The organism is Streptomyces sp. NPDC031340, assembly GCF_055569945.1.
Genome location: NZ_JBVIIE010000058.1, coordinates 1 through 21,010, shown reverse-complemented (window position 1 = coordinate 21,010; position 21,010 = coordinate 1). Strand labels below are relative to the sequence as shown.

Genomic DNA, 21,010 nt, shown 5'->3' with positions numbered 1-21,010 from the left:
GCGGAGAGAAAGAGGCGGGCTCCTGGCCCGCCCCGGCCTCACTCAGAGGCCGGGCACCCAACTCGCTCGCGGCACACGGCCGACCCGGCAGTCATGGCAGGCACGGTAGCGCCCGCCCGCCACCCGCCGCCAACGGTTTCGCCGTCGCCCCGCTTCGGCGATCCTGTCTTCGATGCTGCTCTTCCTCGACGTCGACGGCACGCTGATCCCGTTCGGCGGGCCGGCGCCGTACCCGGTGTACGCCTCCCGCCGCGTGCCGCCGCGCCTCGCCGCCTCGCACCCGCTGCTCAGCCGCGTCGACCCGGCACTCGGCCCGAAACTGGCCGCGCTGGGCTGCGCGCTGGTGTGGGCCACGACCTGGGAGGACGACGCCAACGAGTGCCTCGCGCCCTGGCTCGGCCTGCCCCCGCTGCCACTGGTGACCTGGCCGGACGAGCCCCCGGACGCCGTACCCGGCGATGCGTACCACGGCCACGACGGTCCGGCGTACGGCCACGACGTGCCGGTGCACGGCGACCACGGGCCGGTGTACCGGAACGACGGGCGGCCGGCCGTGTCGCCGCACTGGAAGACCCGGCCCCTCGTCGCCTGGGCGGCCGGCCGCCCCTTCGTGTGGCTGGACGACGAACTCACCGAAGCCGACCGCGCCTGGGTGGCCGCCCACCATCCCGCGCCGGCCCTGCTGCACCGCGTCGACCACCGTCACGGCCTCACCGACCGGGACTTCGCGGCCGTCGAGGCGTGGCTCGGAGGCGCCGGAGAGGTCAGAAGTCGTACACCGACCAGTCGGTGAGGGTGCGGTAGCCGAGGCGCTGGTACAGGGCGTTGCTGGTGGGGTTGGACCGGTCCGCGAACAGCACGACGTCCCTGGCGCCCGCGGCCAGTGCGGCCCGGCTCACCTCCGCAGACACCGCGCCCGCGTAGCCGCGGCCGCGCAGGTGGGCCGGGGTGTAGACGATGTCCACCTGGATCTGGCCGCCGATCAGCGGGTTGCTGCCCGCGATGGAGACGGGGGTGCCGTCGGGGGTCTCCCAGAGGGTGTAGCGCTTGTCGGCGAAGCGGCTGCCGGCCCACGAGCCGGCGTCCAGGGAGACGGGCTCCCCGACGGCCTTGGCGAACTCGCCGCACCAGAAGATGGCTTCGTCGAGGTCCTGCTCGCCCAGGACGCGCGCCCGGCCCGCCGGCATCGGATCCGGCGGGGTGAGCGTGCCGAGGCGGTACAGACGGACCTGCGTGTCGCGGAGTCTCGGCGTGGCCCCGGTGCGCCGTTGCCAGGCCTCGGCGAAAGCGGTGGCGGTGTCGTGGTCCGCGCTGACGCCGGCGGGCGGTTGTCCGAGGGCGGCCAGGCGGGCGGCGAGGGAGTCGGCCTGCTCGGGCGAGAGCGGGGAGAGGCCGAGACGGCGGGGCGGGAGGCGGTAGAAGGTGCCGTGCACCTCGCCCGCCCGCTCCAGTGAGCCGAAGAGGGGAGCTTCGGCGCCGAAGGACTCCGCCCCGCGCTTTCGCACTCTCTCGGCCCAGGTCAGCTGCATGATGTGCGGTCCGGGCCGCGAGCGCAGGAAGTCTCCCGCTCGGGCGAGGAAGTCGTCGACGTCTTCGGTGAGGTGCCAGTCGTCCGGGCGCATGCTTCATGCTCCCCGGACGGCCCGGCATTCATGACTGCGGGCCGTCGAGGAATCCACCTGATTGACCGGGCCCGCCGCTGCTCGTGATGATCGGCCCAGGCCACCTGGGCGGCAACCCGTCCGGCGCCTTCGCGGGGCGCGGACCCCGGCGGAGGCACGGACGGGTGCCGACCCGAGCAACGGAAGGATTCCGCCTAGTGTCCGCTTCCCTTTCTGCCTCCGACCGGGCCGTCGCGCTGCTGCGCGAACTCGGCGCCGGTGACGTCGCTCATCCGGGCGGCACTCTTCTCGTGCACCTCCAGCGCGTCCGGGAACAACTCGCCGCTTGGGGCGCCCGCCCCGCCCTCCGACTGGCGGGCCTGTGCCATGCGTTCTACGGCACCGACGGCTTCCCCGCCGCCCTCCTGCCCCTGGACCGCCGCGCCGAACTCGCCGCGGTGATCGGCGCGGAGGCCGAAGCGCTCGTGTACCTCTACGCCTCGTGCGACCGCGAGGCCACCTACCCGGGGCTCGCGGACGCCGACGGGGCCTTCCACGACCGGTTCACCGGGCACGACCTTGTCCCCGAGCCGCGGCTGCGCCGGGACTTCGCCGAACTGACCGCCGCCAACGAACTCGATCTCGCCCGCGTCGACCCGTCCTTCCGGGAGAAATGGGGAGCCGAACTCCTCGCCCTGTTCACCCGCCTCCGCCCCCTGCTGAGCGAACCGGCCTGGTCCGCCTGCCGCACCGTACTCGCCCCGGGCAGCAGCCCGGAGCAGCCGGCCTGAGCGTCCTGCGGCGCCTGCGGGGTTGCGTCAGCGCGCTGCGAGGTGTGCGAGCAGTTCGGCGGCGGGCTTCGGGCGGACGAGCCAGCGCAGGTGACTGCCCTCGAGTGTCCGGACGTCGAAGGGGTTGTCGGGTGTGAGCGCGTCGGCTTCGCGGATCATGCGGTCCTGCATGGCGAGCGGAATGCTGGCATCGGCGGCCAGGCGCACATAGGTCTTGGGTATCCGGCCCCAGGTCGCGGCCTGCGCCCGGTCGGCGGACGTACCGACGTCCAGATTCTCATCGGGCTGGAAGGTGTTCAGGAAGGTCCGGAACTCGTCATCGGTGAGGTCGGCGGCGAACGCTCGCTTGAACGCGGCGAGTGCCGCCGGATCGGCGGTGCGGAAGTTGGTCCGGAGGAAACCGAGTTCGGCGGGGTTTCCGACGAGCGTGACGGCGAAGGCTCCCGCGTCGACCTCCGCCATCTCCGGCTGGGCGTAGTAGTCGCTCACGTCCAGATCGACGGGGCACCAGGCGGAGACGTAAACGATCCGGTCGATCAGCTCGGGCCGGGCGTTGGCGACGGCGGTGGCCGTGATGCCGCCTCTGCTGTGGGCGACGAGGATGACGGGCCCGTTCCGCTTGGCCCGTTCGAGGACTTCGATCACGCGGGCGGCGTTGTCGGCGAGCGTGACTCCCTTGATGTTCCCCGGTTCTGCGGCGAGGGCGTCGAGATCCTGGGGAGCCTGGTAGGCCGCGGGGAAGGTCGCCTCGAATCCGTGCCCCGGAAGGTCGACCGCGACCGAGCGGTGCCCGAGTAAGGCGAGCTCGGCCTGCAGCGGCGCGAACGAGAACGAATTGGCGAAGGCCCCGTGAACAAGAACGAAGGTCGGCAGCTTCTGCATGCCTCAGCCTCCAACAGAACGATCTACGCGGCAAGGTGCTGCTGTGGCAGGAGCCCGGCACGGCTTACGACCGATGCCCTGCCGGCCAGTACGACACCTGTCGTGCTCAGCCCCACGTGATCGCCGCGACCGCCACGACACCGGGGTGTACTCCTGCAAGCAGGTTGCTTGCAATAGTTAGCGCGTGGGTGCACAGTGGAGACATGGCATCGCTCAACGTCGGCAATCTCGGTGAGTACCTGCGCGAGCAGCGGCGCAACGCGCAGCTGTCGCTCAGGCAGCTCGCCGACGCCGCCGGGGTGTCGAATCCGTACCTGAGCCAGATCGAGCGCGGACTGCGCAAGCCGAGCGCGGAGGTGCTGCAGCAGGTCGCCAAGGCGCTGCGGATCTCCGCCGAGACGCTGTACGTGCGGGCCGGCATCCTCGACGCCGACCGGGACCGGGACGAGGTGGAGACGCGCGCCGTCATCCTCGCCGATCCCACGCTGAACGAGCGGCAGAAGCAGGTGCTGCTCCAGATCTACGAGTCCTTCCGCAAGGAGAACGGATTCGGGATAACCACGGCGGACGCGGCGGTCGGGCCGGATGGGCCGGACGACGCGGACCGGGCCGGCAGGGCGGCCGGCACCGCGGTGAGCGACACCGGCGAAGACGGCGGCACCGCCGCACGCCGTGCCCGCCAGGGCGACGGCGACGGGCCCGGCGAGCGCCGTCCCCGCACGACGCCCCGCACGACCGGCGGTCGCACGTCCGCCGCGCGCCGTACCGCCCGCCCGTCCGACGGCAGCGACGCCGACCCGCAGCAGACAGCCGGCTGATCATGACCGAGCAGCGAGACCGACCGGTCGGCCGACCGATCGCGGGAACCGAAACCCTCAGCCGAAAGCGATTCGGGAGAACCAGCATCATGGCCATCACTGACGACCTGCGTAAGACATTCAGCGACCCCACGCCGCTCTACTTCGCCGCCGGCACCGCCGACATCGCCTTCCAGAAGGCCAAGAAGGTTCCCGCGCTGGTGGAGCAGCTGCGCGCCGAGGCGCCGGCCCGCATCGAGGCCGTCCGCAACACCGACCCCAAGGCGGTCCAGGAGAAGGCCGCCGCGCGCGCCAAGGAGGCGCAGGCCCGCGTCAAGGAGCGGCAGGAGACCCTCCAGGCCAAGGTCAACGAGTTCCTCAACACCATCGACGGTGACGTCAAGAAGCTCGGCGCCACGCTCGACGCCGACCTGAAGAAGCTCGGCGAGGCCGCCCAGGACATCGCCCTGCGCGGTGTGGGCGTCGCCGCCGAGTACGCCGTGAAGGCCCGCGAGACCTACGAGAAGGTCGCCGAGCACGGCGAGCAGACCGTGCGGACCTGGCGCGGCGAGGCCGCCGAGGGCATCGAGAACGTGGCCGAGGAGGTCGAGGAGCTGGCGGTCGCCGTCGAGCCCAAGCCCGAGCCCGCCGCGGTGAAGCAGGAGGCCGCGCCGGCCGAGGTCAAGCTCGCCGCGGTCGAGTCCGAGCCCGCCGCGGACAACAAGCCCGCCGCCGTCAAGAAGGCGCCGGCCCGCAAGCCGGCCACCGCGAAGAAGACGATCCCGCCCGTCAAGTGACACGGGCGAGCGGAACGACTCCGGACGGGCCGGGCACTTACCGAGTGCCCGGCCCGTTCTGCGGGTAGCGGAGTCGCGGGAGCGGGTACGGTGACCGCGTAGGGACGAGCCGAGTCTGGTGGTGGACGTAGTGCTGATGCAGGGCTTCGCAGGGTTCATGTGGCTGCTGAGCATGGCCCTGATCCTTTTCAGCGGCTTCGCGCTGATCGACGCCGCCACGCGCCGCGAGGACGCCTACCGCGCGGCCGACAAGAAGACGAAGCCCTTCTGGCTGATCGTCCTCGGGCTCGCCTTCGTGGTGAACCTGATCTTCAACATCCTGTCGTTCCTGCCGATCATCGGCCTGATCGCGACCATCGTGTACATGGTCGACGTACGGCCCGCCCTGCGCGGCATGTCCGGCGGGGGCCGCAGCAGCCGCCGCGGCTCCAGCAGCGACGGACCGTACGGCCCGTACAACGGCGGGCGCTGACCCCGTCGGATCGGCTCTCCGCACGGCACTCCGGCACCCCGGCACCCCGACACCGGGTCCCGCGGCAGGCGGCCCCGGGACCGCGTCGCGCAGGCGGCTACGGCGTCCGGTCCAGCAGCAGTACGGCCACGTCGTCCGTCAGTTCGCCGCCGTTGAGGTCGCGCACCTCGTTCACCGCGGCCCGCAGCAGTTCCTCGCCGCTGAGGCCCTCGGCGAGCTGCCGGCGCACCAGTTCCACCATGCCGTCCTGGCCGAGCCGCTCTCCGCTCTCGCCGATGCGGCCCTCGATCAGGCCGTCGGTGTAGAGCATCAGACTCCACTCGGCACCCAGCTCCACCTGCATCCGCGGCCAGCGCGCGCCCGGCAGCAGGCCGAGCGCGGGACCGTTGTTCTCCTGCGGCAGCAGCCTCGCCGGGTGGCCGGGGTGGGCGATCAGCGGGGCCGGGTGCCCGGCCAGGCACAGGCCGGCGCGGCGGCCGTCGGGGGCGATGTCCACCGTGCACAGCGTCGCGAAGATCTCGTCGTCGGAGCGCTCGTGCTCCAGCACCTGCTGCAGCGTGCCGAGCAGTTCGTCGCCGCACAGGCCCGCCAGCGTCAGTGCCCGCCAGGCGATGCGCAGTTCCACGCCGAGCGCGGCCTCGTCCGGGCCGTGGCCGCAGACGTCGCCGATCATGGCGTGCACGGTGCCGTCCGGGGTGCGGACGACGTCGTAGAAGTCACCGCCGAGCAGGGCGCGGGAGCGGCCCGGGCGGTAGCGGGCGGCGAACCGCAGGGGCGAGCCCTCCAGCAGCGGGGTGGGCAGCAGCCCGCGCTCCAGGCGCCGGTTCTCCTGGGCGCGCAGCTTGCCCTCGGCGAGCCGCCGCTCGGCGGTGTCGGAACGCTTCCGCTCGACGGCGTACCGGATCGCCCGGCTCAGCAGCCGGCCGTCCAGCTCGTCGCGGAAGAGGTAGTCCTGGGCGCCCACGCGCACCGCCTCGGTGCCGCGCTCGGCGTCGCCGGACGCGGTGAGCGCGAGGACGGCGTGCCGGGGCGCGAGCCGCAGCACGTGCCGGAGGACGGCGAGCTCGTCCTCGTCGTCGGAGCGGCCCGGGGCGGACAGCGAGAGGTCGAGCAGGATGCAGTGCACGTCGTCGGTCAGCAGCCGCTCGGCCTCGGTGAGGTTGCGGGCGGTGCGCACGCGGATCGGCTTGCCCGCCGAGTCTTGCAGTTCGGGCACGACCGGCGAACCGCCGGGATCGTCCTCGATCAGCAGCAGCGTCAGATGGGTGGGCGTGGCGCCGTTCGTGTCGACCGTGACTTCCTTCGGCGGTGCCGACGTTTCCTTGGAGGAGCCGCCGCCTGGGGACGCGGCCTGCGCCTGACCACTCTCCACGGCCGGGATCGCTCTCTGCCGCGGTACGGGTACGGGCATCGTGCTGGGTTCCTTCCCTCCCCCCGAGGGCACGGCAGGGCGAGGGGCTCGGCCTACCGACGGGGACCATAGCGGGTGTCGGCGCCGCAGCGGAATGGTGCGGGCCACGTCCTTCGGCGGGTGGCCACTGTCATATGCCGCGATCCCTACCGCAGTTGGACAGGCGGGCCGTGACGGCGGAATGACGAACGTCACGTCCGCGCGGGGTTTGGCCGCGCACCCGCGTGGGCTGCGTCACATGGCCCGGCTCACGCGTCCGGCCGCACCACCCCGAGGATCGGCATCGACCCGGCGCCCGCGAGCGTCACCGTCCGCCCCGGGCGCGGGGCGTGCACGATCGCGCCGTCGCCCACGTACATCCCGACGTGGCTGGCGTCGTCGAAGTAGATGATCAGGTCGCCGGGGCGCATGTCCTTGACGTCGACGTGCTCGAGCTGCTTCCACTGCTCCTGCGAGGTGCGCGGGATCGGGTGTCCGGCGTCCGCCCAGGCCTGCGAGGTCAGTCCCGAGCAGTCGTAGGCGTCCGGGCCCTCGGCGCCCCACACGTACGGCTTGCCGATCTGCGCGGCGGCGAACTTCACCGCCTTCTTGCCCTGTTCGGAGGCCTTTCCGTTGATCTCGTCGAGGATGCCGGAGTCCAGCCAGGCGGTCTGCGCCTGGTAGGCGGCCTGCCGCTCCAGCTTCGCCAGGCGTTCCTTCTCCTGCTTCTCCAGCTGCGACTCGAGCTCCTCGGCCGCCGCGATCTGCTGCTTGATCTTCTTGCGGGCCGCGGCCTTGGCCTTGCGGTGGCTCTCCAGCTTCTTCCACTGGGCGGAGGCGTCCTCGGCGTACTGCTTCAAGTCCTGCTGGGTGCGGGTCATCTCGCGCAGCAGGCCCTTGGTCGCGCGCTGGCCCTGCAGCACCCGGCCGGTGCCGTCGAGGAAGTCCTGGGGGTCGTCGCTGAGCAGCAGCTGGGCCTCGTCGGGCAGACCGTTGGTGCGGTACTGGGCGGCGGCCGCGGCGCCAGCGCGCCGCTTCAGCTCGTCGAGCTTCCGCTGGCCCTCGACGATCTTCTTCGCCAGCTCGACGATCTCGGCGGACTGCTTCTCGGCCTTCTCCTCGGCCGCGTTGTACGCGTCCGTGGCGACCGCCGCGTCGTGGTACAGCTTGTCGAGCTTCTTGCGGACGGCCTCGAGGTCCTTGTTCGACACGGGGGCCGGGGACGCGGTGGCCGAGGCCGAGGGGGATGCCGAGGGGGTCGGGGCCGGGCCCGGACTCGCCAGCGCGGTGCCCGGTGCCGCCAGGACGGTGACCGCGCAGACCACGGTGACGGCGGTCGCGATCAGGCCGTGCTTGCCCGGTGCCATCGCCATGCCTCTGTTCCCCCAACCTGATTAACCGTCAGTAACTTGCGACGCCTGGGGGATCGTGCCATGCCCGCGCGCAAAACGACAGAGGCCGTCGGACGTGGGACTTCCCTTCTTTGTCTCCCCTGATGGCGATCTCCCCGCCTTTGTGACGAACGACTCACCCGCACCGTTCCCGACAGGCCGAAAGGTCTGCGGCAGTTCACCCGGCCGGGGCACTCCGCCGGGAGTTCCGGCGGTCCGTTTTCGCGGATGCCTCGGTGGTGCCGTTTCCGCAGGTGCCGGGGCGGGCCGTTCCCTCCGGCTTCCCGGGCACGTCATCCCCGCGGGCGGGCCGTCCCGCAGGGCCCCGGCACGTCATTCCTCGGGTGTCGCGCCGGTTCGCCGGTGCGCGCGCGGGCGTTCAGCCGAGCGGCGGGCGTTCACCCGCGCGGCGAGCCTTCACCCGCGCGGGGCCAACGCCCGCCACGCCACCGTCACTTCGCCCTGGCGCCACCGCGCCGGCCCGTCCGTCACCGGCCAGTCGGCCGCGAGGGCGCGCACCGCGCGGATCCAGCGCTGCCGGGCGCCGTAGGAGGCGTACGGCGCGGCGGCCGCCCAGGCGCGGTCGAAGTCGCGCAGGAAGGCGTGCACCGGCTCGCCGGGCACATTGCGGTGGATGAGCGCCTTCGGCAGCCGCTCGGCGAGGTCCGAGGGCCGCTCCAGGGAGCCCAGCCGGGTGGCGAACGTGACCGTGCGCGGCCCTTCGGGGCCCAGCGCGACCCACACGTGCCGGCGCCCGATCTCGTCGCAGGTGCCCTCGACCAGCAGCCCGCCCGGCGCGAGCCGCCCGCGCAGGCGCTCCCAGACCGCGGCGACCTCGCCCTCGTCGTACTGGCGCAGCACGTTGGCGGCGCGGACCAGCAGCGGCCGCCGGGGGAGGGGGATCTCGAACCCGCCGTGCCGGAAGACCAGCCCGTCGCGCTCGTACGGCTGGGCCGCCGCGACCCGGGCCGGGTCGATCTCGATGCCGGCCACGCGCACGCGCGGAGCGACGGCACGCAGCCGGTGCAGCAGCTCGACGGCCGTCCAGGGCGCGGCCCCGTACCCCAGGTCGACGGCGACCGGATCGGCGGCGCGGCGCAGCTCGGCCCCGTGCACGGCCGCGATCCAGCGGTCCATGCGGCGCAGCCGGTTGGGGTTGGTCGTCCCGCGCGTGACCGTGCCCACGACGGGGGCGCCCCCGCCCGGGCGAAGCCGAGAGCGAGGGAGGGCGGCGGCGCGGGATGTCATGCCTACGAGGGTATGCGCGCCGCGCGGGCGCCGGGCCGGCCGTGCGGGCACCGGACCGCGCGAGTGCTGGGCCCTGCGAGTGCCGGGCCGTGCGGGCACCGGACCGCGCGGAACTGCCCGCAGCCGGACGCCCGGCAGTCGGACGCCGGGCAGTCGGATGCCCGGCCAGGACAGGACGCGCCCCGCCGTCGAACGGTTGAGCGACTTCCGGTAACGCCTCGGCAAAGTTCGTTCCGCCCGGGATGGGAACCCGTTCCCCCGCTGTTGCACACCCTCGGAGGGCGCCCCACACCCTTCGACCGGCCTGCCCGTACAAGGAGGATCGCCACGTGAGCCAGTACGTCAGCAGGCTCGGGCGTCGCTCCCCGGCAACGCCCGCACGGCTCTGGCCGCACCGCCGCCCGCGCCGCGTCGCCATGCTCTCCGTGCACACCTCACCCCTCCACCAGCCGGGCACCGGCGACGCCGGCGGCATGAACGTCTACATCGTGGAGCTCGCGCAGCGGCTGGCCGCGATCAACGTAGAGGTCGAGATCTTCACCCGCGCGACCACCGCCGCGCTCCCGCCGGTCGTGGAACTGGCGCCGGGCGTCCTGGTGCGGCACGTCGACGCGGGCCCCTACGAGGGCCTGGCCAAGGAGGACCTGCCCGCCCAGCTGTGCGCCTTCACGCACGGCGTGATGCAGGCCTGGGCAGGCCACCGCCCCGGCTACTACGACCTCGTCCACTCCCACTACTGGCTCTCCGGCCACGTCGGCTGGCTCGCCGCCCAGCGCTGGGGCGCGCCCCTGGTGCACGCCATGCACACCATGGCCAAGGTCAAGAACGCCAACCTCGCCGACGGCGACACCCCCGAGCCCGCCGCCCGGGTCATCGGCGAGACCCAGATCGTCGCCGCCGCCGACCGGCTGATCGCGAACACCGCGGAGGAGGCCGACGAGCTGGTGGGGCACTACAGCGCGGACCCCGGCAAGGTCGCCGTCGTCCACCCCGGCGTGAACCTGGACCGCTTCCGCCCCGCCGACGGCCGCGCCGCCGCCCGCGCCCGCCTGGACCTTCCGCAGGACGCCCTGGTCCCCCTCTTCGCGGGCCGCATACAGCCGCTGAAGGCCCCCGACGTGCTGCTGCGCGCGGTGGGCGGGCTGCTCGACGAGCGTCCCGAACTGCGCTCCCGGATCGTCGTACCCGTCGTCGGCGGGCCCAGCGGCAGCGGCCTCGCCAAGCCGGAGGGCCTGCAGAAGCTGGCGTCCCGGCTGGGCATCGCGGACGTGGTCCGTTTCCACCCGCCCGTCCGGCAGGAGCAGCTCGCGGACTGGTTCCGGGCAGCCTCCGTGCTCGTCATGCCGTCCTACAGCGAGTCCTTCGGCCTGGTCGCCATAGAGGCGCAGGCGGCGGGCACGCCGGTGCTCGCGGCCGCCGTGGGCGGGCTGCCGGTCGCCGTGCGGGACGGCCACACCGGGTTCCTCGTACGCGGCCACGACCCGGCCGACTACGCGCGCGTGCTGCGCGACTTCGCCGACGACCCGCGGCTGTCGGACCGCATGGGCGCGGCCGCCGCCCGGCACGCGCAATCCTTCGGCTGGGACGCCGCGGCGGCCGCCACGGCGGACGTCTACACGGCGGCGATGCAGTCGCACCGGCGTCGCGTACGCTCCCACCATGGCTGATGCGGAGAAGGCAGGTCAGGTCATCGAGGGCGTCCTGAAGGAGGCCGAACTCGAGTGGGAGAGCCCCGCGCCGGGCTCCTACGTCGTCAAGCTCCCCGGCACGCGCAAGCTGTCCACCACGGTCTCCCTGCTCGTGGGCCGCCACTCGCTCTCCCTCAACGCCTTCGTGATCCGCCACCCCGACGAGAACGAGGCCGGCGTCCACCGCTGGCTGCTGGAGCGCAACCTCAAGCTGTACGGCGTCGGTTACGCCGTGGACCGCCTCGGCGACATCTACCTCACCGGCAAGCTGCCGCTGTCCGCCGTCACCCCCGACGAGGTGGACCGCCTGCTCGGCCAGGTCCTGGAGGCCGCCGACGGCAGCTTCAACACGCTGCTGGAACTGGGTTTCGCCTCCGCGATCCGCCGGGAGTACGAGTGGCGGGTGTCGCGGGGCGAGTCGACCCGCAACCTGGACGCCTTCGCACACCTCACCCGGCGTTCCGAGGGGTGACCCCGTCGGCTGTACAACCTCCTTGGGTCCGACGCGGTCTAGTCGCTGTCAGCCCTACCAGCAAGAAGAGGTTGTGCATGCGCACAGGCAGAACCGGCGCCGCGGCCGCCACCGTGCTCGCGGGAGCCCTCGCCTTCACGGCGTTCGCCGCGCCGGCCGCCCAGGCGGCGGACACCGGCATCACGGTGACCGACCTGGTCGTGAACAACGGCAAGCCCATCGTCGTGGGCATCAGCGAGGAGAAGTCCCCCGGCCTCAGCTTCCGCGTGACCTGGCCCGCCGGCTACACGCCCACCACCATGGACGCGAACCCCTACCTGTACCACGACACCACGGCCGCCAAGGGAGCCAACGAGGGCGGCATTTACCTCGGCGGCGTCACCCTCTACGACGACAGCCCGACCTCCGCGGACTGCGAGGGCGACCTGTACATCAACCCGCCCTACACGCTGGACTCCAACAATGACGCCACGTCCTGGAAGATCGCCGTCTCCGCGCGACTGTGGGACAAGACGGGCACCCAGCTCAAGGCGCACGAGTACCTGACCGGCTTCGGCAGCATCGCGGTCAAACGCGCCGCCCGGGCCACCGTCAACGCCTCGCCCGAGCCGGTCGCCAAGGGCAAGGCGATCACCGTGACGGGCCGGGCCACCCGCGCCGACTGGGTGAAGCACGCGTACGTCGGCTACGCCGACAAGCTGGCCAAGCTCCAGTTCCGCAAGGCGGGCACCAGCAGCTACCAGACCGTCAAGTACGTGCGGACCAACTCCACCGGCTACCTGAAGACCACGGTCACCGCGTCCGCCGACGGCTACTGGCGCTGGAGCTACGGCGAGACCTCGACGACGGGCAGCGCCACGGCCAAGTCCGACTACGTCGACGTCGTCTGAGCCCGGCTCATCCTCACGCCCGCGGGTGGGCCGCCGGTTCGTCGCCGCGCCGCCCGCGGGCATGCCGTCCGTACCGTCCCGGGGGCACCCCCACCAGTCTGCGGAAGTGCCGGGTGAGATGGGGCTGGTCGTAGAAGCCGGTCAGGACGGCGACCTCGCCCGGCGGGCGTCCGTCCAGGAGCAGCCGGCGGGCGCGGCCGACGCGGCGGGACATCAGGTACTGGTGCGGGGCGATGCCGTAGGCGGTGCTGAACGCCCGTACCAGGTGCGCGCGATGGGCGTGCAGGAGCGCGGCCGCCTCGTCGAGGGTGAGGCCCTGCACGACACGCTCGTCGAGGAGTTCGCGCAGCCGCCGGGCCAGGGCGGGGTCGCGGCGCGGGGGCTCGGGGCCGGCCCCGGGCCGCAGGTGCGCGCGCAGCCGGTCGCCGATCAGGGTCAGCCTGCTGTCCGCCTCGAGTTCGTCGCCGGGCCGGGCGAGGGCGGTGTGCAACTGGCCGACGCGTAGGCGCAGTACGGGGTCGCGCAGGTCGGGGGAGTCCACCGCCGGGCCGATCAGGTCCTCGCCCAGCCGGGAGCCGTCGAGGTACAGCACGCGCTTGCGGAAGCCGTGCGGGGTGGCCGGCGAGCCGTTGTGCGGGACGTGCGGCGGCAGCAGCGAGACCGTGTCGTGCGGGGTGCCGTGCTCGTGCCGGTCGAGGTCGTACCGTACGGCGCCGTCGTCCACGATGAGCAGCGTCCACGCCTCGTGGACGTGCATCGGGTAGGCGTACTCGGTGAAACGGGCGTGGAAGACCTCCACCACCCCCGGGATTTGGGGGCGCCAGGCGGTCACGTCACGCTCAGCGGCCATGCGACGAACGTACAAGACGGCGCCGCCGGGCGGTCGGCAGGCTCGGGGCATGAGCGACGCACCCATCCGGTTCGACACCAAGATCGCCGTCCTGCTGCGCGAGGACCTGGAGACCTGGCAGCGGCTGAACGTCACGGCGTTCCTGGTCAGCGGCCTCGGCACCATGGTCCCCGAGGTCGTCGGCGAGCCCTACGAGGACGGCGACGGCGTGCCCTACCTGCCGATGTTCCGCCAGCCCGTCCTGGTCTTCGAGGGGACGAAGGAGACGCTGACCGCGGCACACGCGCGTGCGCTGAGCCGGGCGCTGCCGCGGGCGGTCTTCACCGGCGACCTGTTCACGACGGGCAACGACCGCGACAACCGGGCGGCCGTCCGGGCCGTGCCCACGGCCGGACTGGACCTGGTGGGCCTGTCCGTGCACGGCCCGAAGAACGCGGTGGACAAGATCCTCAAGGGCGCCCGAATGCATCCGTGACGATCCTCAAGGGAGCCCGGATGCACCCCTGACGGCCCTCATGGTCCTCACGCGGCACCGGCCTCCGCCGGGGCCGCCGCCGGCTTCTCCACGGCGGGCTCCCGCGCCGGCATCCGCCGCATCAGGGCCCCGTACCCGAAGGCGGCCACCGTGCCGACCACCGCGCACAGGCCCCACAGCCACTCCGCCCCGAACCGGTCGATGACGAAGCCGGACATCAGCGGCGCGACGAGCGCGGCGACGGACCAGGACAGGGTGTACACGCCCTGGTAGCGGCCGCGTCCGTGCACCGGCGAGAGCCGTACGACCAGACCCGTCTGCGTCGGCGCGTTGATCATCTCGCCCAGCGTCCACACGCACACCGTGAGCGCGAGGACGCCGACCGATCCGGCGAAGGCGGTGAGCCCGAAGCCGTACCCGGCCAGCAGCGCCGACGCCACCAGCAGCCGCCGCGGGTCCCGGTGCTCGATGAACCGGGTCACCGGGATCTGCAGGGCGACGATCAGGATGCCGTTGACGGCGATCGCCATGCCGTAGTCGGCGGGCGTGAACCCGGCCTCGCCCATCGCCACCGGCAGGCCGATCGACCCCTGCTGGAAGATCACGGCGATCAGGAACGACAGGCCGACGACGGCCATGTAGCGCCCGTCGCGCAGGACGGCGCCGAGCCCGACGGTGTCCTCCCGCGCGGCCTTGGCCGTGCGCTCCGGCCGGGACTCGGGCAGCTTCAGGAACACCACCACCGCGCAGACCGCCGTCATGCCCGCCTCCAGCAGGAACCCGGCGCGATAGCTGACCTGGGCGATGAACCCGGCCGCCACCGAGGAGACGGCGAAGCCGAGGTTGATGGCCCAGTAGTTGAGGGAGAAGGCCCGCACCCGGTCCTCCGGCCGGACGATGTCGGCCATCATCGCCTGCACGGCGGGCCGCGAGGCGTTGCTCGTCATGCCCACCAGGAAGGCGACGGCGGCGATGGCCGCGGGGTCGTGCATGAAGCCCAGCAGCGCCACCGAGGCGGCGGTCGAGGCCTGGGCGATGAGCAGGGTGGGCCGCCGCCCGAGCCGGTCGGTCATCACACCGGCGGCGAGCGAGGAGACGACGCCGCCGAACCCGTGCAGGGAGGCGACGAGACCCGCGTACGAGGCGGAGTAACCGCGCTCCACGGTCAGGTACAGCGCCATGAACGTGGCGACGAAGGCGCCGAGCCGGTTGACGAGGGTGCTGGTCCACAGCCACCAGAAGGCGCGGGGGAGTCCGGAGACGGTTTCGCGGGCGGCGCGCCCCAGGCTGGCGAATGGCATGCGGATCCCCCACGACGGTGTTCTCATGTAAGCGGCCAACTCTGCGATCACAACTTACGAAGCCGTCGCCCTCCCCGGCCACTCGATTAACGGATCCCGTCAACTGTCCGGCTGCCGGGCGGGCCACGCATGCGCCCGAAAGCGTGGATTACGCTCTGGGGCATGGCCGACGCACCGTACAAGCTGATCCTCCTCCGCCACGGCGAGAGCGAGTGGAACGCGAAGAACCTGTTCACCGGCTGGGTGGACGTCAACCTCAACGAGAAGGGCGAGAAGGAGGCGGTCCGCGGCGGTGAGCTGCTCAAGGACGCCGGCCTGCTGCCCGACGTGGTGCACACGTCCCTCCAGAAGCGCGCGATCCGCACGGCGCAGCTGGCCCTGGAGGCCGCCGACCGCCACTGGATCCCGGTCCACCGCACCTGGCGCCTGAACGAGCGCCACTACGGCGCCCTCCAGGGCAAGGACAAGGCCCAGACGCTCGCCGAGTTCGGCGAGGAGCAGTTCATGCTGTGGCGCCGCTCCTACGACACCCCGCCGCCGCCGCTCGAGGACGGCACCGAGTGGTCCCAGTCGGACGACCCGCGCTACGCGACAATCCCGCCGGAGCTGCGCCCCCGCACCGAGTGCCTCAAGGACGTCGTCGTCCGCATGCTCCCCTACTGGTACGACGGCATCGTCCCCGACCTCCTGACCGGCCGCACGGTCCTGGTCGCGGCCCACGGCAACAGCCTCCGCGCCCTGGTCAAGCACCTCGACGGCATCTCGGACGCCGACATCGCGGGCCTGAACATCCCCACGGGCATCCCCCTCCTGTACGAACTCACCCCCGACTTCAAGCCGGTCACCCCGGGCGGCCGCTACCTCGACCCGGACGCGGCGGCAGCAGCGATCGAAGCGGTCAAGAACCAGGGCAAGAAGAAGTAACCGCCCAGGCGTAAGCCCCCTGCCTGCGGTTTGCCCGTGGGTAGGGGGCTTGTTCCTGCACTGGGCCGTCACCGGGCCGCGGTCACCCCGTCGGCCGGCACGCCGCACCCCGGTTCGGCGACCGACACCGGCCGCTGTGCACCCCCGAACGGGAGATCGCTGTCGCTTACGGCGGGACGCGGCCGGAGCGGCGGGCGTCTCGTGCCAGACGCGTGCCAGATCCTGTGGCAGATCACGGGTTACAGCGGGGAGTACTGGGGAGGAGTCACCAGCGCCGGACGCAGTTCGACGCAGGTCAGCGCAGCGATCGCTGCCAAGGAACCCCGAGCTTCCCATGCTGAGAGCACGAGTTCGATTCTCGTCACCTGCTCCACGCAGAACCCCCAGGCCGGTGGCCTGGGGGTTCTGCGTCGTCCGGACCAGTCGGCGGGCTCCGCACCACAACCGCACCATTAGCTCTCCGGCATTAGCTCTCCGGCGGCCCTTCGCAGTGGTGCGCGCGGTCGCCGGTGTGGGGCTTCGCCCCTTCGGCGCGTACGAGGTCGTCGAGCCCGGCGGCAACCTCCCGTCGCCGCTCCTCGTCGGAGTGCCGGTAGATCAGCGCCGCCTTCTCGGAGGACTGGCCGGCGCGCACCATCGTGTCGGGGAGGTGGTTTTGCCTGACGTGATCAAAATTGCGAGGCCGAACCATGCCGAAGACGTGGGCGCCCGCCCGACACGACAGCCAGACCACTATGGAAGATCAATCACCGAAGGTGACGATGTACACCGGGCTGTTGGAGCTGCCCTCGTTGTGCACCACCGGACAGGACGTCTTCTGCTTGCTGTCCTCGGTCTTGACCTGGATTCCACAGAAGGGCGAATCGTCCCAGTTGAGGGTGTTGATGTTGCTGAGCACGGGGATGTTGTCTCCCCCGTTACCGGTGTCCGCGCTGGCCCCGCCGATGCCGGCGAAGAGGATTCCGCAGGTGGCTGCGGCCACCGCAGCAATCTTCTGGACGTTCCTCATATGTCCTCCTCCACTGCTCTGCCCCAGGTCGGGCAGACACATGGAGAACGATGCGCAAAGAGGATCAGCGCGTAACGTCAGTCATGCTTTGATCACTCCTACGGCCGTACGAACCAGGCCCGTCCGCCTCTCCGCTTCGTGATCCCCCGAAGGCGCACCTCAGTGAGCCGAGATCACGTCTGTGAGCCGGTGGGCGCCTACGCGTGACACACGCCGTGGTTGACCATCTGGGTGTGGCGTGAGACCACCGGGCGCGCGCTCTTGGCCAGCGACTTCACCAGCGGGTTGGTACCCGAGGCGATCTCCTTGTCGATGAGCGCGAGGGTCTGCACGTGGGCGGGGTACTGGGCCTTGAGCCACGCGGCATCGTACGCGGACGTCCCGGCGAGGGACTTGAGGGCGGCAGTTTGCCTCAGCTGCGCACTCGTCTGCCCGGACGGCAGTGCCACGCCGAGTTCTGCCGCGGTCTTGACGACGCCGGCATCAAGGGCTCTGTGGTCGCGGATGAAGTCGGCGCCGACCCGCTTGACGCAGGCGGTGGTCGCGGCGCTCTGAGCCTGCTGACCGGTCGTGATCTCCCACAGGTTTCCCTGGTGGGCCGCGGTCAGGAGCTGCCTGTCCAGGGTGGAGACCGCCGACGACGAGAACGACGAGGACGACGAGGACGCGAGAGCCGGCAGCGACGTGGCACCCATGACGCACAGGGTGGTGGCGCATACGGCGGCGAAACGGGCACGGGACCGAGTCGTGTACACGAGTCCTCCACGGGTCGCACGCAAGCCTCGACGAAGACCCCACCTTCATTGCTCGAAGCATGAGAAACCGTACCTATGCCATGGTTCACCCGGTTGAGTTCCTCGGCAACCGAGGACTCGGGCATCTCTATCAGCTTCGGTGGGTGGTCAAGCGTCGATCTTCGGCGGCCGACCCTACGACCTTCGACGCGCCCGCATCACCACATGGTTGAACGCAGGGGTGTCCGCACCCGAGGCGCCACAGCTAGCGCAGTCGGCGCAGAACCGGCGAATGGCCCGTGTGACGGCTGCAGCCGACAGGGCCGACCGCTGCTGCTCCCGACGCACCTCGGAGAACTGCACCATCCGTCTCATCGTGCTCCGTGACGGCGGCTCTGGAGCTGCACGGCAGAGTGTGATCAACGCGTGTCAGAAACTCGGAGTGTGCGGCGAGGGCATGGAGCGGTTCGGCACGGTCGCTCTGGACGTCCCGCCGACTGCCGACCTGGCCAAGGTGCAGAGGCTCCTCAGCCATGGAGTGGCCAAGGAATGGTGGGGGATCAGCGGCACGGGCGGCGACGATCCGGCGATGGGTGATCAGCAGACCGTGGTCCTCCTGACCACCGTTCGTGGTCGTGTTCTGCTCAGGCGTATCTCCTTCGGCGTGGGCGGAAGCGAGCCGGCTGCCCGCTCCCTGGCTGTGGTGTCTCCGGCCGCCCCCACCGGGCGGTGGCGGTCCGGTCGGAGGCGCCTGTGCCTGACTTCGGCGCTCGTGCATCCGAAGTCAGGAGGTCAGTGATCAGGGGCAGTAATCAGGTGGAAGTGACATGCGCACGGGAGCCGCTGAGCACGCCGCACCCCGGTTCGGCAACCGACACCGGCCGCTGTGCACCCCCGTACGGAAGATCGCTGCCGCTTACGCCGGGACACGGCCGGAGCGGCGGGCGTGAGCAACTGCCGATCTCGAACCAGACCACCTTTCCGCCCGGGGTCGGTCGGGAGCCCCAACTCTGGGCCAGGCTGTCGACCAACTGCAGTCCGCGCCCGCTCTCCTCGTCCGAGTTGGCCGGCGTCCGCTGCGGGAGGAGGCCGCCTTCCGCGTCCTCCGCCTCGAACCGCACACAGGTCCCGTCCCAGCTCACCGTGACCTGGCAGCCCTGCCCCGTGTGCACCACGGCGTTCGCGATCACCTCGCCGGCCAGCAGCTCCAGCGTCTCGACCGTGTCCTCAACCAGCGGCAGGTCCCAGTCACGGACGACCGCGACGACCCTGCGACGAGCGGAAGACACGGAGCCGACGTCGGACGGGACACGGAAGGACGAGGACTTCGGGGCGGGCGTTCGGAGCGTCATGGAGGGCGGACCTTCCTGGCGGAGTGCGTCGGAGTTCCACACAACCGCCCACAACGGTCAACGCCCAGAGCACAATGGACGCACCGATGCGGCATCCGTGCGTCATCACCACGTCTCACCTGGGAGTCGCCCAGCCGCACATCTCTGGCAGGGCAGGAGAAACGGGGGACAGCGTCATGGCACACCGCCGCAACGGCCTCGCACTGCGCCGCCGGACCGTGGGCCTCACCCAAGAGGCTCTCGCCGAGCACATGCGGGTGGACCGCTCCACCGTCACCCGCTGGGAATCAGGCCGCACCGCTCCGCAGCCCTGGATGCGTCCGCGGCTGGCCCGCCTTCTGCGCGTCGATGCCGAGGGTCTCAATGACCTGCTGACCGTGCGGTCGCCAGATGACACGCAGGGACAGGATGCCCTCGATCACGCGATACTTCACCCGGGCCGCATCGACCTGTCCGCCATCGCCGCACTTCGCACGCGCTTCGACGACTGCGCCGCTCGCTACGACCGTTTTCCTTCGGCCGGTCTCATCGCAGAAGCAGCGGCACAACTCAACCGCGTCGACCGGCTCGCCGCTGGCTCGGCCTGCGGGCGTGTGCAGAGGGAACTGCACGCTCTGCACGCCGACGCGTGCACTCTCATGGGGCAGTTGGTCTGGGACGCCTCCCAGCGCCGAGACCACACCACTGCCAAGACCTACTACGAGCAGAGCGCCGGTCTCGCCCGCCACCTACGTGACACCACTCTCGAAGCGCATGCCTTACTGCGCACCCGCTACGTCGCGCTGTACGGCGCACGCGACGCGCGGGCCGGGCTCGCGCTCGCGGAGCAAGCTGCCGAAACCGCCGAGCGCACGAGTCCCGCCCTGGCCGGGCTGGCGCTCCTGCACGTCGCCGAGGCACACGCCATGCTGCGGTCGGCCTCGGACTGCGAACGTGCTCTCGTCGGCGCGGAACGCCGACTGGCGCGTGCGGACGGCAGCGACGCCGCAGCCGACCTGGTGTCGCCCACCCAGTTCGGCCGTCTCGCAGGTTCCTGCTACCTCGCCCTCGGAGACCACCGACGGGCCGAGACCCTGCTGGCCGAGACGGAGGAACAGCTACGGGACAGGCGCAAGTCACGCGCGATCGTATTGGGGAACCTTACGCTCGCCCGTATCCGTCAACGCGACGTCGAGGCGGGAGTGGCCAGCCTCACCGAAGCCATCGCCGAGTTGGAGACCACACGCGGGGGCGGAGGCATGAACATCGTCTTCGGAGCCGCCCGCGAACTACGCCCCTGGCGACAGGAACCCCTCGTCGCAGAGGTCCACGACAGACTGTTCGGCTTGAGGCCCCGGCGCCACCAACCCAGCTCGACTCGTCTTCGGCGGTCACAGATCCGCGCCAGGGCCAGGTGACGGTCTCGTGTTTACGGTCGGCCGCCCGTCACCGCACCAGATGTGCACCGGATCGGGTTCTGGTCCACTTCTTGTGGTGTGGTGACGGGTTGTCACGAGGTAGGGGTGTGATGGTTCACCGCCGCGGCGACAGGCCACGGTGCCCGAAGCTTCGCAGTGGTCTCCCGAGGGGGATGGGGAGCAGGGCTGGGCGCACCGGACCCGCGTTTTGATGGGGGGTGCGTGGTCGTTGTGGTCGCTGCGGCCCGGGCAGGGTGCCGGGGCCGCAGTGAGGGCTTGCGGCGGCGGGTGTTACTGCTTGGCGGTGGGTTCCGTCTGCTGGTTGTAGATCTCCTGGCCCGCTGCGTTGTAGGCGTGGACGTAGGGGGTGGGGGAGGGGGAGTTCTCTTCGAGGCCGGAGATGGCCGCCGTGTAGACGAACGCGCCGTCTGCCATGAGGGCCGGGTACTGCGTCGGGTTGTCGCCGTAGCTGATGGTGATCTTGGCGACGTCGGGTGTGTAGTGTCCGGCGCCCAGTGAGAGGGTCTGTTCCCCGTCGGCCGGCTCGCT

Annotated in this window: 22 protein-coding genes and 2 pseudogenes; 12 read left to right on the top strand and 12 right to left on the bottom strand. The window is 71.5% G+C overall.

The features are described from left to right. Positions 1 to 172: 172 nt before the first annotated feature. Positions 173 to 793, top strand: coding sequence for a hypothetical protein (locus ACZ5GT_RS33115; protein ID WP_469033752.1), 621 nt, complete (start codon positions 173 to 175; stop codon positions 791 to 793). On the opposite strand, the gene ACZ5GT_RS33110 is transcribed toward ACZ5GT_RS33115, so the two are convergent. Then, positions 765 to 1,622: a GNAT family N-acetyltransferase gene (locus ACZ5GT_RS33110; RefSeq protein WP_469033750.1), complete on the bottom strand. Its 858-nt coding sequence runs from the start codon at positions 1,620 to 1,622 to the stop codon at positions 765 to 767. The two genes, ACZ5GT_RS33115 and ACZ5GT_RS33110, sit on opposite strands and share 29 nt — an antisense overlap. Positions 1,623 to 1,819: 197 nt before the next feature. Between ACZ5GT_RS33110 and ACZ5GT_RS33105 the strand changes: the two genes are divergently transcribed. Beyond that, positions 1,820 to 2,392: a DUF6817 domain-containing protein gene (locus ACZ5GT_RS33105; RefSeq protein ID WP_469033747.1), complete on the top strand. Its 573-nt coding sequence runs from the start codon at positions 1,820 to 1,822 to the stop codon at positions 2,390 to 2,392. Between the two features lie 27 nt (positions 2,393 to 2,419). Here the strand turns inward: ACZ5GT_RS33105 and ACZ5GT_RS33100 are convergent, their stop codons facing one another. Beyond that, the gene (locus ACZ5GT_RS33100; RefSeq protein ID WP_469033745.1) at positions 2,420 to 3,274 is read right to left on the bottom strand and encodes an alpha/beta hydrolase; all 855 of its coding nucleotides are present in this window, start codon (positions 3,272 to 3,274) and stop codon (positions 2,420 to 2,422) included. Positions 3,275 to 3,477: 203 nt separating this feature from the next. Here ACZ5GT_RS33100 and ACZ5GT_RS33095 point away from each other — a divergent pair, with 203 nt between their 5' ends. The 3 genes from ACZ5GT_RS33095 (at position 3,478) to ACZ5GT_RS33085 (ending at position 5,340) form a co-directional block, all read left to right on the top strand. After that, on the top strand, positions 3,478 to 4,092 hold the full coding sequence (locus ACZ5GT_RS33095) for a helix-turn-helix domain-containing protein (protein WP_469033742.1): 615 nt from the start codon (positions 3,478 to 3,480) through the stop codon (positions 4,090 to 4,092). Positions 4,093 to 4,181: 89 nt separating this feature from the next. After that, a complete protein-coding gene (locus ACZ5GT_RS33090) occupies positions 4,182 to 4,868 on the top strand; it encodes a hypothetical protein (RefSeq protein WP_469033740.1) in 687 nt (228 codons plus the stop codon). Between the two features lie 136 nt (positions 4,869 to 5,004). Continuing rightward, complete coding sequence (locus ACZ5GT_RS33085) at positions 5,005 to 5,340, top strand: DUF2516 family protein (RefSeq protein ID WP_469033836.1); 336 nt, start codon at positions 5,005 to 5,007, stop codon at positions 5,338 to 5,340. A 97-nt stretch (positions 5,341 to 5,437) separates the two neighbouring features. Here ACZ5GT_RS33085 and ACZ5GT_RS33080 read toward each other — a convergent pair whose 3' ends face one another. From ACZ5GT_RS33080 to ACZ5GT_RS33070, 3 genes are all read right to left on the bottom strand, one after another. Continuing rightward, entirely contained in the window at positions 5,438 to 6,751 is a 1,314-nt protein-coding gene (locus ACZ5GT_RS33080; protein ID WP_469033738.1) for a PP2C family protein-serine/threonine phosphatase, read from the bottom strand. A gap of 248 nt (positions 6,752 to 6,999) precedes the next feature. Continuing rightward, entirely contained in the window at positions 7,000 to 8,097 is a 1,098-nt protein-coding gene (locus ACZ5GT_RS33075; protein WP_469033834.1) for a C40 family peptidase, read from the bottom strand. Between the two features lie 441 nt (positions 8,098 to 8,538). Next, positions 8,539 to 9,306: a class I SAM-dependent methyltransferase gene (locus tag ACZ5GT_RS33070; protein ID WP_469033735.1), complete on the bottom strand. Its 768-nt coding sequence runs from the start codon at positions 9,304 to 9,306 to the stop codon at positions 8,539 to 8,541. Between the two features lie 392 nt (positions 9,307 to 9,698). Here ACZ5GT_RS33070 and mshA point away from each other — a divergent pair, with 392 nt between their 5' ends. The 3 genes from mshA (at position 9,699) to ACZ5GT_RS33055 (ending at position 12,419) form a co-directional block, all read left to right on the top strand. After that, on the top strand, positions 9,699 to 11,036 hold the full coding sequence (gene mshA, locus ACZ5GT_RS33065) for a D-inositol-3-phosphate glycosyltransferase (RefSeq protein WP_469033733.1): 1,338 nt from the start codon (positions 9,699 to 9,701) through the stop codon (positions 11,034 to 11,036). Next, complete coding sequence (locus tag ACZ5GT_RS33060; protein ID WP_469033732.1) at positions 11,029 to 11,529, top strand: type III secretion system chaperone family protein; 501 nt, start codon at positions 11,029 to 11,031, stop codon at positions 11,527 to 11,529. Before mshA ends, ACZ5GT_RS33060 begins: the two co-directional genes overlap by 8 nt. A 77-nt stretch (positions 11,530 to 11,606) precedes the next feature. Then, the gene (locus tag ACZ5GT_RS33055; protein WP_469033730.1) at positions 11,607 to 12,419 is read left to right on the top strand and encodes a hypothetical protein; all 813 of its coding nucleotides are present in this window, start codon (positions 11,607 to 11,609) and stop codon (positions 12,417 to 12,419) included. 13 nt (positions 12,420 to 12,432) lie between these two features. Here the strand turns inward: ACZ5GT_RS33055 and ACZ5GT_RS33050 are convergent, their stop codons facing one another. Beyond that, on the bottom strand, positions 12,433 to 13,269 hold the full coding sequence (locus tag ACZ5GT_RS33050) for an AraC family transcriptional regulator (RefSeq protein WP_469033729.1): 837 nt from the start codon (positions 13,267 to 13,269) through the stop codon (positions 12,433 to 12,435). On the opposite strand from ACZ5GT_RS33050, the gene ACZ5GT_RS33045 reads away from it, so the two are divergent. After that, positions 13,268 to 13,744, top strand: a complete 477-nt coding sequence (locus ACZ5GT_RS33045) for a DUF2000 family protein (RefSeq protein WP_469033727.1) — start codon at positions 13,268 to 13,270, stop codon at positions 13,742 to 13,744. The genes ACZ5GT_RS33050 and ACZ5GT_RS33045 overlap by 2 nt on opposite strands. A gap of 47 nt (positions 13,745 to 13,791) precedes the next feature. Here the strand turns inward: ACZ5GT_RS33045 and ACZ5GT_RS33040 are convergent, their stop codons facing one another. Then, entirely contained in the window at positions 13,792 to 15,045 is a 1,254-nt protein-coding gene (locus ACZ5GT_RS33040) for an MDR family MFS transporter (RefSeq protein WP_469033725.1), read from the bottom strand. A gap of 162 nt (positions 15,046 to 15,207) precedes the next feature. Between ACZ5GT_RS33040 and ACZ5GT_RS33035 the strand changes: the two genes are divergently transcribed. Further along, positions 15,208 to 15,969: a phosphoglyceromutase gene (locus ACZ5GT_RS33035; protein ID WP_469033723.1), complete on the top strand. Its 762-nt coding sequence runs from the start codon at positions 15,208 to 15,210 to the stop codon at positions 15,967 to 15,969. Positions 15,970 to 16,435: 466 nt separating this feature from the next. Here ACZ5GT_RS33035 and ACZ5GT_RS33030 read toward each other — a convergent pair. From ACZ5GT_RS33030 to ACZ5GT_RS33020, 3 genes and pseudogenes are all read right to left on the bottom strand, one after another. After that, positions 16,436 to 16,618, bottom strand: a pseudogene (locus tag ACZ5GT_RS33030) (hypothetical protein); the annotation flags it as partial. Positions 16,619 to 16,711: 93 nt separating this feature from the next. Then, entirely contained in the window at positions 16,712 to 16,978 is a 267-nt protein-coding gene (locus ACZ5GT_RS33025; RefSeq protein ID WP_469033720.1) for a hypothetical protein, read from the bottom strand. Positions 16,979 to 17,175: 197 nt separating this feature from the next. Beyond that, the gene (locus tag ACZ5GT_RS33020) at positions 17,176 to 17,673 is read right to left on the bottom strand and encodes a DUF4142 domain-containing protein (protein WP_469033718.1); all 498 of its coding nucleotides are present in this window, start codon (positions 17,671 to 17,673) and stop codon (positions 17,176 to 17,178) included. A 340-nt stretch (positions 17,674 to 18,013) separates the two neighbouring features. Here ACZ5GT_RS33020 and ACZ5GT_RS33015 point away from each other — a divergent pair, with 340 nt between their 5' ends. Beyond that, the gene (locus ACZ5GT_RS33015) at positions 18,014 to 18,511 is read left to right on the top strand and encodes a DUF4265 domain-containing protein (protein WP_469033717.1); all 498 of its coding nucleotides are present in this window, start codon (positions 18,014 to 18,016) and stop codon (positions 18,509 to 18,511) included. 13 nt (positions 18,512 to 18,524) lie between these two features. On the opposite strand, the gene ACZ5GT_RS33010 is transcribed toward ACZ5GT_RS33015, so the two are convergent. After that, on the bottom strand, positions 18,525 to 19,064 hold the full coding sequence (locus ACZ5GT_RS33010; RefSeq protein ID WP_469033713.1) for an ATP-binding protein: 540 nt from the start codon (positions 19,062 to 19,064) through the stop codon (positions 18,525 to 18,527). A gap of 176 nt (positions 19,065 to 19,240) precedes the next feature. Between ACZ5GT_RS33010 and ACZ5GT_RS33005 the strand changes: the two genes are divergently transcribed. Continuing rightward, entirely contained in the window at positions 19,241 to 20,461 is a 1,221-nt protein-coding gene (locus ACZ5GT_RS33005) for a helix-turn-helix domain-containing protein (RefSeq protein ID WP_469033710.1), read from the top strand. Between the two features lie 291 nt (positions 20,462 to 20,752). Here ACZ5GT_RS33005 and ACZ5GT_RS33000 read toward each other — a convergent pair. Continuing rightward, positions 20,753 to 21,010: pseudogene (locus ACZ5GT_RS33000) on the bottom strand (hypothetical protein); the annotation flags it as partial.

Excerpts from the sequence above, each read along its gene's own strand:
- ACZ5GT_RS33115 (WP_469033752.1), top strand. The coding sequence starts at position 173 with ATGCTGCTCTTCCTCGACGTCGACGGCACGCTGATCCCGTTCGGCGGG.
- ACZ5GT_RS33110 (WP_469033750.1), bottom strand. The coding sequence starts at position 1,622 with ATGCGCCCGGACGACTGGCACCTCACCGAAGACGTCGACGACTTCCTC.
- ACZ5GT_RS33100 (WP_469033745.1), bottom strand. The coding sequence starts at position 3,274 with ATGCAGAAGCTGCCGACCTTCGTTCTTGTTCACGGGGCCTTCGCCAAT.
- ACZ5GT_RS33095 (WP_469033742.1), top strand. The coding sequence starts at position 3,478 with ATGGCATCGCTCAACGTCGGCAATCTCGGTGAGTACCTGCGCGAGCAG.
- ACZ5GT_RS33090 (WP_469033740.1), top strand. The coding sequence starts at position 4,182 with ATGGCCATCACTGACGACCTGCGTAAGACATTCAGCGACCCCACGCCG.
- ACZ5GT_RS33085 (WP_469033836.1), top strand. The coding sequence starts at position 5,005 with ATGCAGGGCTTCGCAGGGTTCATGTGGCTGCTGAGCATGGCCCTGATC.
- ACZ5GT_RS33080 (WP_469033738.1), bottom strand. The coding sequence starts at position 6,751 with ATGCCCGTACCCGTACCGCGGCAGAGAGCGATCCCGGCCGTGGAGAGT.
- ACZ5GT_RS33075 (WP_469033834.1), bottom strand. The coding sequence starts at position 8,097 with ATGGCACCGGGCAAGCACGGCCTGATCGCGACCGCCGTCACCGTGGTC.
- ACZ5GT_RS33060 (WP_469033732.1), top strand. The coding sequence starts at position 11,029 with ATGGCTGATGCGGAGAAGGCAGGTCAGGTCATCGAGGGCGTCCTGAAG.
- ACZ5GT_RS33055 (WP_469033730.1), top strand. The coding sequence starts at position 11,607 with ATGCGCACAGGCAGAACCGGCGCCGCGGCCGCCACCGTGCTCGCGGGA.
- ACZ5GT_RS33045 (WP_469033727.1), top strand. The coding sequence starts at position 13,268 with ATGCGACGAACGTACAAGACGGCGCCGCCGGGCGGTCGGCAGGCTCGG.
- ACZ5GT_RS33050 (WP_469033729.1), bottom strand. The coding sequence starts at position 13,269 with ATGGCCGCTGAGCGTGACGTGACCGCCTGGCGCCCCCAAATCCCGGGG.
- ACZ5GT_RS33040 (WP_469033725.1), bottom strand. The coding sequence starts at position 15,045 with ATGCCATTCGCCAGCCTGGGGCGCGCCGCCCGCGAAACCGTCTCCGGA.
- ACZ5GT_RS33035 (WP_469033723.1), top strand. The coding sequence starts at position 15,208 with ATGGCCGACGCACCGTACAAGCTGATCCTCCTCCGCCACGGCGAGAGC.
- ACZ5GT_RS33025 (WP_469033720.1), bottom strand. The coding sequence starts at position 16,978 with ATGAGGAACGTCCAGAAGATTGCTGCGGTGGCCGCAGCCACCTGCGGA.
- ACZ5GT_RS33020 (WP_469033718.1), bottom strand. The coding sequence starts at position 17,673 with ATGGGTGCCACGTCGCTGCCGGCTCTCGCGTCCTCGTCGTCCTCGTCG.
- ACZ5GT_RS33010 (WP_469033713.1), bottom strand. The coding sequence starts at position 19,064 with ATGACGCTCCGAACGCCCGCCCCGAAGTCCTCGTCCTTCCGTGTCCCG.
- ACZ5GT_RS33005 (WP_469033710.1), top strand. The coding sequence starts at position 19,241 with ATGGCACACCGCCGCAACGGCCTCGCACTGCGCCGCCGGACCGTGGGC.